This window comes from Pseudorhodobacter aquimaris, from assembly GCF_001202025.1.
Taxonomy (GTDB): domain Bacteria; phylum Pseudomonadota; class Alphaproteobacteria; order Rhodobacterales; family Rhodobacteraceae; genus Pseudorhodobacter; species Pseudorhodobacter aquimaris.
In genome coordinates this window covers 1-10,672 of sequence record NZ_LGHS01000069.1, presented here as the reverse complement: position 1 = coordinate 10,672, position 10,672 = coordinate 1, and the positions used below count along the sequence as shown (strand labels likewise).

Annotated in this window: 8 protein-coding genes and 1 tRNA gene; 4 read left to right on the top strand and 5 right to left on the bottom strand. The window is 57.2% G+C overall.

What is annotated here, in order from left to right:
• Positions 1 to 8 precede the first annotated feature (8 nt).
• Positions 9 to 425, top strand: a complete 417-nt coding sequence (locus AKU94_RS13690) for a CBS domain-containing protein (RefSeq protein ID WP_050527830.1) — start codon at positions 9 to 11, stop codon at positions 423 to 425.
• On the opposite strand, the gene AKU94_RS13685 is transcribed toward AKU94_RS13690, so the two are convergent.
• The 3 genes from AKU94_RS13685 to AKU94_RS13675 form a co-directional block, all read right to left on the bottom strand.
• Positions 422 to 1,165, bottom strand: a complete 744-nt coding sequence (locus AKU94_RS13685; RefSeq protein WP_050527829.1) for a Crp/Fnr family transcriptional regulator — start codon at positions 1,163 to 1,165, stop codon at positions 422 to 424. The two genes, AKU94_RS13690 and AKU94_RS13685, sit on opposite strands and share 4 nt — an antisense overlap.
• 127 nt (positions 1,166 to 1,292) lie before the next feature.
• The gene (locus AKU94_RS13680; protein WP_050527828.1) at positions 1,293 to 4,019 is read right to left on the bottom strand and encodes a trypsin-like peptidase domain-containing protein; all 2,727 of its coding nucleotides are present in this window, start codon (positions 4,017 to 4,019) and stop codon (positions 1,293 to 1,295) included.
• A 186-nt stretch (positions 4,020 to 4,205) separates the two neighbouring features.
• Positions 4,206 to 4,988: a DsbA family protein gene (locus AKU94_RS13675; protein WP_198144910.1), complete on the bottom strand. Its 783-nt coding sequence runs from the start codon at positions 4,986 to 4,988 to the stop codon at positions 4,206 to 4,208.
• Positions 4,989 to 5,360: 372 nt separating this feature from the next.
• Here AKU94_RS13675 and AKU94_RS13665 point away from each other — a divergent pair, with 372 nt between their 5' ends.
• The gene (locus AKU94_RS13665; RefSeq protein ID WP_083445068.1) at positions 5,361 to 6,476 is read left to right on the top strand and encodes an AI-2E family transporter; all 1,116 of its coding nucleotides are present in this window, start codon (positions 5,361 to 5,363) and stop codon (positions 6,474 to 6,476) included.
• A gap of 22 nt (positions 6,477 to 6,498) precedes the next feature.
• On the opposite strand, the gene AKU94_RS13660 is transcribed toward AKU94_RS13665, so the two are convergent.
• Positions 6,499 to 7,416 (bottom strand): XdhC family protein, encoded by a 918-nt coding sequence (locus tag AKU94_RS13660; RefSeq protein WP_198144909.1) that lies wholly within the window; start codon positions 7,414 to 7,416, stop codon positions 6,499 to 6,501.
• 908 nt (positions 7,417 to 8,324) lie between these two features.
• On the opposite strand from AKU94_RS13660, the gene AKU94_RS13655 reads away from it, so the two are divergent.
• Together AKU94_RS13655 and AKU94_RS13650 are read left to right on the top strand one after the other, a co-directional pair.
• Positions 8,325 to 8,414: transfer RNA gene (locus AKU94_RS13655), tRNA-Ser, on the top strand.
• 148 nt (positions 8,415 to 8,562) lie between these two features.
• Entirely contained in the window at positions 8,563 to 9,738 is a 1,176-nt protein-coding gene (locus AKU94_RS13650) for a tyrosine-type recombinase/integrase (RefSeq protein ID WP_050527824.1), read from the top strand.
• Positions 9,739 to 10,090: 352 nt separating this feature from the next.
• Here the strand turns inward: AKU94_RS13650 and istB are convergent.
• Positions 10,091 to 10,672, bottom strand: a 582-nt coding sequence (gene istB, locus AKU94_RS13640) for an IS21-like element helper ATPase IstB (RefSeq protein ID WP_050527822.1), incomplete at its 5' end; no start/stop codon positions are given.

Sequence of the window (10,672 nt, the reverse complement as noted above, 5' to 3'; positions counted from 1 at the left end):
GATGGGTGATGCTGGTCAGGGATATTATGCAAAGGCGGGTGTCTTTTGTCGGGCCGAATGCCTCGGTCCATGCGGCGGCGGCCCTGATGAACGATCGTGGCATCGGCATCTTACCTGTTTGCGAGGATGGCAAACCCATCGGTGTTGTAACCGACCGTGATCTGGCGATGCGCTTGCTGACCGATGTCGGGGTCAGGGTCGAGATGCCGGTGCGCGCCGTCATGACGCCAAAGGTCTATTTCTGCCATGCAGATCAGGAACTGACCGTCGCGGCCCATATGATGGGGGACCGCCAAATCAGGCGCTTGCTGGTCTGTGATGCCGATGGGGCCTTGATGGGTATCCTCTCACTTGGTGACCTGGCGCGCGATGCAAGCGAGGAACTGGCGGGTCAGACCTTGGGCGAGGTGGTGGAAACCCGTTAGCCCAAGGCGGGGGCAACATCTTGTATCAGGATTTCCGCGCGGAACATATCCAAATCAATACCGGCAAGATCGCAGAGCGCGGGGATGTCCAGCAGTTCGATAGAGCGGGAATCGGGATGGGCGATGATCCCGTCACGTTCCAACCGGCGCAACGTCCGGCACACATGGACATTGGTCAGCCCTGTGATCTCACCAAGTTTCTGCTGGGTGATGGGGAATTCAAAAATGGTGCCATTGGTACGGCCTACGGCGTGCAGCCGGGTGTGAAACTCGATCAGGGTAAAGGCGACACGGCTGGCGGCATTGCCCCGCCCCAGACGCAACAACATCTCAGAGGTGCGCGACTGTGTGGTCAGGATGGCGGCTGCCAACACTTCGCGCAGCTTGGCCGAGGCGGGGTCGGGGCCGTTGACCATCGGGGGGCGGATGGTGATGTAGCGGATATCGCTCAGGGCCTCGACGGTGCAGGCCGATATGGGTGCATCCTTGGCGCCGATCAGTCCGAAATCACCCGGCAACATGACGTCGATGATCTGGGTCTCTCCGCCCGCCAGCGATTTGGAAAGCGCAAGCCAGCCATCGGTCAGAAGGATGCCATGATCGGCGAAATCGCCTTCATAGGTCAGGATATGCCCGTTGCGTGCTGTGTTCACCGGGGCGGCAAGATTGGCAACCAGCGTATCCGCAAAGGCAATCTGAACGCGGCCAGGGCGGCTTGTCGGCGTCTGTGGAGGCATCATAGTGGAACGTCTTTCATGGACAAGAACGGACATCAGCGAGACACTTGTGGCATTCTTACCATGACATGCTGCAACTGCGAAGTGCAATCCCTAAGGCCATCGGCCTTTGTCCGCCTATTGCGCCCAATCAACCCTTGCAGCCCCCATCGATTTGCAGTGGCGCGTCGCGGTTGACCATGCGGATCACCAGCGGCACATGATCCGAGACATCCTGCGTGAAATCCGTCACCGATTTGTCCAGCCGCACTATGGCCGCATCATCCCCGCTGATGGGGGACATGACCACATCATTGCTGACCACGATATGATCGATCAGCGACCTATACCGCGCGCCCACATAGGACAGCGCGTTATTGGCGGCGTCATCCGTGGTCAGCGTGAACAGATCCGGCGCATCGGTAAGCGGCCTCAACACATCGGTGTTCAAGGTCTCGTTCAGGTCGCCCCCCAGAACCACCGGCAGCTTTTCGGTCTCGCGGATATCGGCAATCACCTCGGTCAGGATCTCGGCGGCAAGACGGCGGCGGGCCTTGCTTTCAGGATCGCCAAAGGCCTTGAGGTGCAGCAGAACCATGATGAATTCCACCGGTATGCCGTCTTTGGTATTTGGCGCCACTTTGACATGGGCAATCAGCGGGCGGCGCGGAAAGGCCGTGCGCCCCGTGGCGGTCGTCGCGGCCCATGCCGATTTATGGCGGTTGAGGATTTTCGCGGAAATATTCACCTCGGTGGTTTTGCTGTCATAAAGCACGGCCAGATCCTGCCGCCCTTTGACATCAAGATATTTGTAATCATAGCTGTGTCCCAGCGCCTGAAGCCCTGCGATCAAGCGATCCATCGCGTCGCGTTGCACCTCGACCAGACCAACCGCATCAAGCGACAGGTGGCCCAGAACAGATGCCACCTTATCCACCCGCATATCGGAAATGGCATCGTTGAAATGTTCGATATTCCAAAACCCGATATCGGCAAATTCCAGCGAGCCTTTGTATTCCGGCACCTCGACCTCTTGGGTGCGCGCGCCAGTGATGCCCGCAATGTCGAAAAACCCCAGGTGCGGAGAGCTGTCGGGAATGGTCGAAAGCAACTCCAGCAAAGTATTGGAGGCGCTGGATTCAACATGTTGGCGCGCCACCAGATGCGAGACGATCGCGGCGATCCGCACGCCCTCATTGGTGGTCACGCCGCCCTCGATCCAGCCCGCATGATGCAGGGCAACCAGATCCCAAGTGTTGTTGAAAACCGGACTTCCCGATGATCCCGGCTCGGTATCGGTTTCATACCAGACAACCCGGTCCTTGACCCGCAACACCTTGTTATTATGGAGGGCGACCTCTTTTGGGCGGCCGCGCGGATGCTGGACGATATTGACCTGCTCGCCACGCGTCACCGTCGAGGGGTTGCGCAACAGCGGGATCGGTTCAAAGTAATCCAGACCCGGCTCGTTACAGCCGACAATGGTGAAATCCAGTTCTTTGGAGGTGATGAAAAACCGGTCGGGATCAAGGTTGACCATCAGGCTTTCGCCGCCTTCCTCAAAGCGGAATTCGGCAATCGCCTCGCGGGCCTCGTCTTTGCTGGCGATGACATGGTTGTTGGTCATGATAAAGCTGCGGGTCGCGATCAGGAAACCGGTGCCAGACCCGCCGGGCAGGTTGATGCGGCAGACCGAAGCCGCCGCATCCGCCCCGCGATAGAGGAAACTGGCAGGCAGAAAATCCGCCCCGCCCGAGATTTTCTCAAAATGCTGCGAGATGTCTTGTTCGATCTCTTTGCGGCGGCTTTCATCATCGGTGGGCGGCAGCGGGATGTCCAACAGCTCACGGCCACGGTGGTCGACCAGTTCGCGAAATGCTTCGGGTTCCAGATCCGTGGCCTCAATCATCGCCTCTTTGCCCGGCGATAGCTGTGGCGACACCTCTTGCGGGGTGGTGGAGCCGAACATCGACCCGATCACCGCACGGAACTGATCGGCGGCTTGGGCATAGCCGATGTTATTGGGGTGCAATTCGTCATGCCAGTTGCCGCGCACCGAATTAAGGCAATTGACCCGCACGACAGCGCCGGGAAATTCATTGGCCAGCCCGACCAGAGCCGTGTTGAAACGGTCGATCATCTCGGCCACGATCTGCACCTGAAGGGTGAAATCACTGATGCCCAAGGCCGCCATCGGCTTGCCCAGCCAGCGCGCGTTTGCGGGCTCGGCATAGTCATAACCGTGGCACAGGATTTTCAGGGTGGGAAATTCCGTCAGCAGCGCGGTAAAGATTGATCTATAAATGCTGATGATCGCCTTGATACGCTTGTCAAAGGCCGCATTGGGGTAATCCTTGCTGGGCCTGCCGGTTTTAAAAGCGTGCAGGGCGGTTTGCAGCATACCGTCGCCCAATAGGTCATTGCCGCCGCCGCTGATCAACACCAGATGCGGGTTGTGATCGCGCACGGCTTGCAAAATCTCATCCTGATCCAGCATATCCTGCACCAGATCGCCCGCCGCCCCGAGGCTGTAGATCGCGTAATCCTCGGACAGTTGATCAATCACATCCTCCAACAGGAAGGGATATTGAAACCAGCTATCTCCTTCCGAGACAATCCGCAGTCCCGACCAGCCATCCTTGATCTTGCGCAGGTATTTCTTTTGCCGCCGCCGCTTGGACATCGCATTGAAAAACCGCATCGCAATCTCGGCCTCTAGGCCCTCATCATCGACCAGTTCGGGATTGATGCGCACCTGCGGGGCAAAGGCATCGGATTGCTCGGGCGCGAGTTCGAGATAAGCGGCGATTTCCGCATCCGGTGTATCGATATCGCGGATCTTGGCCTTGAGTTCGGTAAGCGTGATTTTCTTGGTCATAAGGCACCTTTGATAAATCAGGGGGCACATCTGGCGGATAGAAAAATCAGTGGGATATACTCGTTACCAGCGGTTCGGGGTGTTGATATCCAGCCTAACATGGAATGTGGACGACCCGCGCCGCGATCGGTTTCCGCAGGGGCAATCGGCTGGTTTTTGCCGATGGATCGGGCTGTTTTGGGCGGTTTACCCCGTCTGGCAGGGCAGGGGCGGCAGCTTGCGTTCGGCCTCGATGATATTGGCGACATCCGTGACGGAAAGGGCGCCCATAAACGCCGTTCGACCAATGACCGTGGCAGGCGTGCCATAAAAGCCGAACACCGAGGCGATGGCCTTGGCCTGATCCAGCGCCTGATCAATCTCGGGCCGGTTCATATCGACAATCAACCGAGAGCCATCCAAGCCTATTTCCTCGGCAAAGCTGTGAACAAGGTCGGGATCCGTCACCATCCGGTTGCGCTTGAGCCGTTCATACATCACGCCGTATCCGCCCTGCAGGTCTGCTGCCAGAACGGCCTTGCTTGCGGTGACAGAGGCCGCGCCAAGCAGCGGCAGCTGAAAGCGTTTGATCTGCAATACATCCGGATGCTTCGTTTGATAGTTGGCAAGGGTTGTCTCTAGCTGGCGGCAATTGGGGCAGTTGAAGTCCGAAAAGAAAGCAACGGGGATGCCGGTGCCCGTGGTTTGCCCAAAAAGCGCTGTACAGGGATCGGCGCGCGCGGCTGCCACGCGTCTGGCGGCATCAGGGGTTGGCGCACCATCAAGCCCGATGAGCATAGAGTTGGCACCCGATACTGTACCTGTAGTGTCCAGTTCCCGAAAAGGTGCCAGCCCTTCGAGGTCACGGTAAGCCAGTTTGCTTGGCAACCACGCTCCTAAACGCGGCGCGGCGTAGACCCATGCGCCGACGCCAAGCGCGCCGACGGCCCATAAAGCGCGTCGCCGCGTTATGTTGGGCGTATCGGTCATAATGTGCCTCACTTGAGTAGGGGCTTGTTGTTGGGCACCATAGTAGCGTGCCATGCGCGGACAGCAACCCGTGGTGCCTGAGGGAACCAGACGGCACGGCTGGCGTTTGCTTTACGGTAGGACGGCCTAAGGCCGTGCCCATTTGAAAAGGAAACAATCATGCATAATATTTTTTACATCGTTGGTGTTGTTGTTGTGGTCGGTGCGATTATCAGTTTCGTCTTTTGATTGGTGGTGCGAATAACTGCATTGCCAGCTGAGGGGTGTAAGATTGCCGATTGACCAATCGCTTGGCGCATATGATGCTGGGTGGATGCCTTTATGGGTGGCACCGTCACGGGCCTTGCCATGAACCAGACAGGAGCCCATTGAATGGTTGAGAAAAACGCCGACCCGGCCGAGACTACCCCGGTGGTCCGGCCTTACGGGCCGGTAGGGTTCGCTATTATCGGCATTTTCCTTATCATGTTGCTACAGACGCTGGTTTGGGCTGGCGACTTTCTGATACCTGTGACGGCGGCCTTTCTGGGTTTTTTCGTGTTGAACCGCCCTCGGCGCTGGTTGCAGCGCATCGGTATTCCGCCTTTCATCTCTGCGATACTCTTCACAACCGTGCTTGCCGTGTTGATCGGCCTGCTGCTGGTCCAGCTAAGCGCGCCAACGGCACAATTCATCGAGGATCTGCCTTGGCTGATGGAGCAGATCAAACAAAAGCTTGCCAATTCTGGCGGTACGCTGGAGGCGATCAATGATGCAACCGTCGCGGCCGAAAGCATCATGGATGATCAAGGCTCTGAGCGGGTCGAGGTTGAGGTGGTCTCTGGTAGCGGGCTGATGGCCACTCTTTTCAGCTTGGCGCCCGGCTATCTCAGCCGGATATTATTCGCGCTTATCTTGCTGTTTTTTTTGGTTGCCTCGGGGGATATGTTTTTGATCAAAACCGTTCAGAGCTTTGAACGGTTCGGCGAAAAGCGACGGGCGGTTGCAGTGGTCTATGCGATCGAGGATCGCCTTGGATATTATCTTGGCGGTATTACCCTGATCAATTTCGGGCTGGGGGTCGCGGTTGGGTCGGCGATGTTCTTATGGGGCTTGCCGGGGGCTGTGGTTTTTGGGTTTGTGGCCTTCGGGTTGAATTTTGTTCCATTCCTAGGTGGCCTTTTGGGCGCAGCGATTGCCGGTGCGGTCGCGTTCATCAGTCTGGACGGCACTTGGTCTGCGGTCGGTGTTTTTGTAACCTATATGGTGCTTACGTCGTTTGAGGGGCAACTGGTGACGCCCTTGCTGATTTCGCGCCGGATGCGCCTGAATACGACCGTTGTCTTTATGGCGGTGGCGTTTTTCGCGTGGATCTGGTCGGTGATGGGCATGGTTGTGGCCCTGCCGATCCTGATCGTTATCAAGATCGCATGTGATGAGACCCAGTCCCTGCGCACCGTAAGCCGCTTTCTGGGCGACAGCTCTGACGAAACCGGCACTATGTCCTGATTTGGTCTGGGTTGGCTTGCCCCTATGCTGTCTGTGCTTTGTGCAGTATTTCGGCAAGAACGGAAACCGCAAGCGTTTGGGGATCACGCGTGGACGGTATCAGCCCGACCGGCCCGACAATGCGCTTTTGCTGCTGCGCGCTGACCCCCATGGCCTCAAGCTCCAATAAGCGTGCTTTGCTGGCGGCCTTGCTGCCTTGGGCTCCGATATAAAAGGCATCGCTTCGCAAGATATTCCTCAACAGCGGCGCTTCCCATTCATGATCGTGGAAAAACAAGACGGCGGCGGTGTATTGGTCAAGCTGTATCTCTGGGGGGCAAGCTGGTGTGCAAAGCGCGATCGCGTCCCATCCATGCCGCGAAAATGTCGACAAGGCATCCTGATCCGGCGAGGCGAATTGGCCCTCATAACCCAAGACCTGCGTCAGTTGGACAAAATACCGCGCCTCGGGGCCTGAGCCAAACACGCAAAACCGCAGCGGGGGTGTCAGGGTCAGATTGAAACGGTCCCTATCCGCGATGGTTTCGTCTGCGGTGGACAGCAGCATAGAGCCGGTGCGTTTGGAAATGGTGATCTTTGTGGCTGTCCGTTTCCGCAGCACGTCGAGAATAAGGTCAAGTTCTGTTTCGCTGGGCTGCGCGATCAGCAAGATTTCCAACGCGCCGCCGCAGGGCAACTGAATGTCAACATATGGAGATCCAGCGCCGTAAGTTATGGTTTTCGCGTTGCCGGATGTGCGCACCTCAGCCGCATGAAGCGCAAGGTCGTTTTCGATGCAGCCCGAGGACAGGCTTCCGATGCGAAGTCCGTCTTCTGTGAAAATCATGCTTGCCCCGACGGCCCGGTAGGACGGCCCGGCTGTTGCTGTGACCAAAGCGAGGACGCCGCGAAACCTGCGTCGCGCAAGGTTGAAGATCGGGTTGACCGAGGTTTTACACATTGTCAGAACAATCGGAGATCCACGGGAAGCCACTATCCGCCAAGGCGTTGTCGCCAACATATAAGCCAATATATAAGAACGTGTCACCCGCCTGTTGCTGAAGCAATCTGTGCGCCCGCCTGCCGCCAATAAGTGTAAGCTTTTCCACAGAACATGCCTTTGGAAAGACTGCAAGGAAAGATGCTCTGGTGAACGGATTATGTTGGCGAATAGATCGGGCGCGACGTTTACACGCCAGACCCGATGCTATTTGCCATATCGCATCGGCTGCGTCGTAAAAACCCTCCGGCATCGTCGGTGCGGCCGCCTGTGTATGATCTAGCGAAGAGTTGGTTTTCGCAACCGGTTGCGACGGTGTTGTCCAACCCCAGGATAACAGTTTAAAGTGGGTACAAAGATCGTTTGCCTAACACATGGCAGTCAATGGTATCGGCCAGCATGCTTGGATCAATCCGACCCTGTCCGATAGGCGTGATGGTAAGGCAGCCTATAACCACGCCTCGCAGTCGAAACAGGCAAAACCTGCCCGTAGGTTGTGTCGATGTGTGCCGCTGCCCGCCGCTTTCTGGCAACGGCCCGGGCCGCAGGCGTGCCACGTCGATACGCGCAACCGCATTATATTGGCGGCCACGCCGGATATTTACTTGACTAGCCTGTTGGATACTGGTCGGCGCTGTGCATAAGGCTGCAACTCAAAACACCAGAAGGGATCGTCACTGAAACCCCTGATAGTTGGAGTCAAAAGCGCTTTGGCTTTAAAGATAATTGCCCAAATATTTTCCAAATCCGATGCGCGCTTCAGCGCCTCGGGGGCATCACTTTGAGCGGTTCTTCTTCAAGCAGGAAAATTTCAAAAACGGGAACTTTCGTCTTGTAACCCCTACGGTTAGTTGGCTATACGCGTCAGTGGAGACGTGGCCGAGTGGTCGAAGGCGCTCCCCTGCTAAGGGAGTAGGCCCGGAAGGGTCTCGAGGGTTCGAATCCCTTCGTCTCCGCCACCCACCATTTTGGTTGATTGGCATACAGTGCTGTTCTACCCTCTAAGGTATTGAACTTACGCACCACCCCGCCTCGCTTCGATACTGATCGCCTCAATTCGCTTTTGCTCGGTGCTGTTCATTCCGTGGTATAAAACGAGGTATAGGCATGGCCTACAGCACCGGTCGGCTGACGAGGAATCTCGTCCGCTCGCTTGGTCCGGGCCGTCATGGTGACGGCAATGGACTCTACCTAATAGTTGATCCTTCCGGTGCACGACGTTGGATCGTGCGCGTGACCGTGAAGGGACAACGCAATCGCATGGGCAAGCCCCTGCGCACTGACTTCGGACTAGGCGGCGCGGATGTCGTCACGCTGAACATCGCCAGAGATCGAGCTCTCGAGTATCGCAGGCTTGCACGGCAAGGTCTGAACCCCAAGTTTAACCAAGATGTCGTGATACCGTGCTTCGAAGAAGTCGCCCGCACAGTTCACGTCGAGCGGCTCCCCACCTGGAAGAACCCCAAGCATGCCCAGCAGTGGATCAATACGCTGGCTGAATATGCTTTCCCGAAAATAGGCAGGATGCCGGTTTCGGACATCGGGCAACCCGAAGTCCTGCAGGTGCTGTCCCCTATCTGGACCGTCAAGCACGAGACCGCTCGGCGCGTGGCGCAGCGGATGAAAGCTGTTCTCGATGTCGCCCGCTCACGGGGTCACCGAGAAGGCGAGAACCCCGTTGCGGTCGTCATGGATGGGCGTGTCCTACCTCGCGTCAAGGCCAAGGTGAAGCATCACAGCGCCATGCACTGGCGTGACGTGCCGCCCTTCTTTGCCGCGGTCACTCAACAGCCAGGTACTGCCGCCAAGGCTTTGGCAATGACCTGCTTGACCGGCTGCCGGACCAGTGAGGTTCTCCAGGCGACTTGGGAGGAGTTTGATTTCGAACAGCTCGTTTGGACGATTCCGGAGGATCGGACCAAGACCGGGGCTGAGCACCGGGTTCCCCTAACTGAGCAGATGATTGCAGTGGTGGAGCCACTGAAGGCGCTGCGGTCGGATTGCGTCTTCGAAGGGCAGAAGCGACACAAACCGCTATCCAACATGTCGATGCTCATGCTGCTGCGGCGCATGCAGACGGACAACATCACCGTCCACGGTTTTCGCTCGACGTTCAGGGACTGGGCTTCTGAAGAGGCAAATGTGCCCCGTGAGGTGGCAGAAATGAGCCTCGGCCACAAGGTCGGGAACGAAGTCGAGCGGGCATACGCCCGCTCGGACCTTCTCCAGAAACGACGTGAACTCATGGAAAGGTGGTGCTCCCATGTGGCCTCGCAGTGCTGAATATCTCTATCCGGGTCTTGATCCGCGACTGTCTCCCTTCAACGAAGACAACCCCGAATACTATTACGTGAGGATGCTCGAGAGGATCGCGGACTGTCTGGAAACGTGGACATACATGGACCTCGATGCGGATAGCCGACTGACACCAGGGGTGTTTCTGTTCAATTGGTTTGAAGACCCCCTCTTTTGCGACACTGGCAACGATTACGGCGTCGGTCATCTCGAGCAGGCACTGACGAGGTGCCGGAAGGCGAAGAGGCTACTTAAAAAATCCATGACTGTTGATTGTCACTGAGAACTGACCCGGCATTGTCACCGAGACTTGACCCACCCAGCTGTTATGTTCTTTGCGTCATGATGGCGTCAATGCTGCTGTCTCCTTTCGTTTCTTTTTCGCTGTCTCAGAGCTGGCCTTGAACCGATAGCTGTCATTACCTGTCTCAAGGATGTGGCAGCGGTGGGTTAGGCGGTCGAGTAGCGCGGTGGTCATTTTCGCATCGCCGAACACGCTGGCCCATTCGCTGAAGCTCAAGTTCGTGGTGATGACGACGCTGGTGCGCTCGTAGAGTTTACTGAGAAGGTGGAACAACAACGCGCCTCCCGAAGCGCTGAACGGCAGATATCCCAGCTCATCCAGGATCACCAAGTCGGTTTTCACCAACGCCTCAGCGATCTTTCCGGCCTTGCCTTGGGCTTTTTCCTGCTCCAGCGCATTGACCAACTCAACCGTTGAGAAGACGCGGACGCGTTTACGGCGATGTTCGATCGCTTGGATGCCAAGAGCGGTAGCGACATGCGATTTCCCGGTTCCTGGGCCCCCGATCAGCACTACGTTTTCGGTCCCATCCATGAACTCGCAGCGATGCAACTGGCGAACCAAGGCTTCACGGATTTCACTGGCGGCAAAGTCGAAGCCAGAGAGGTCCTTGTATGC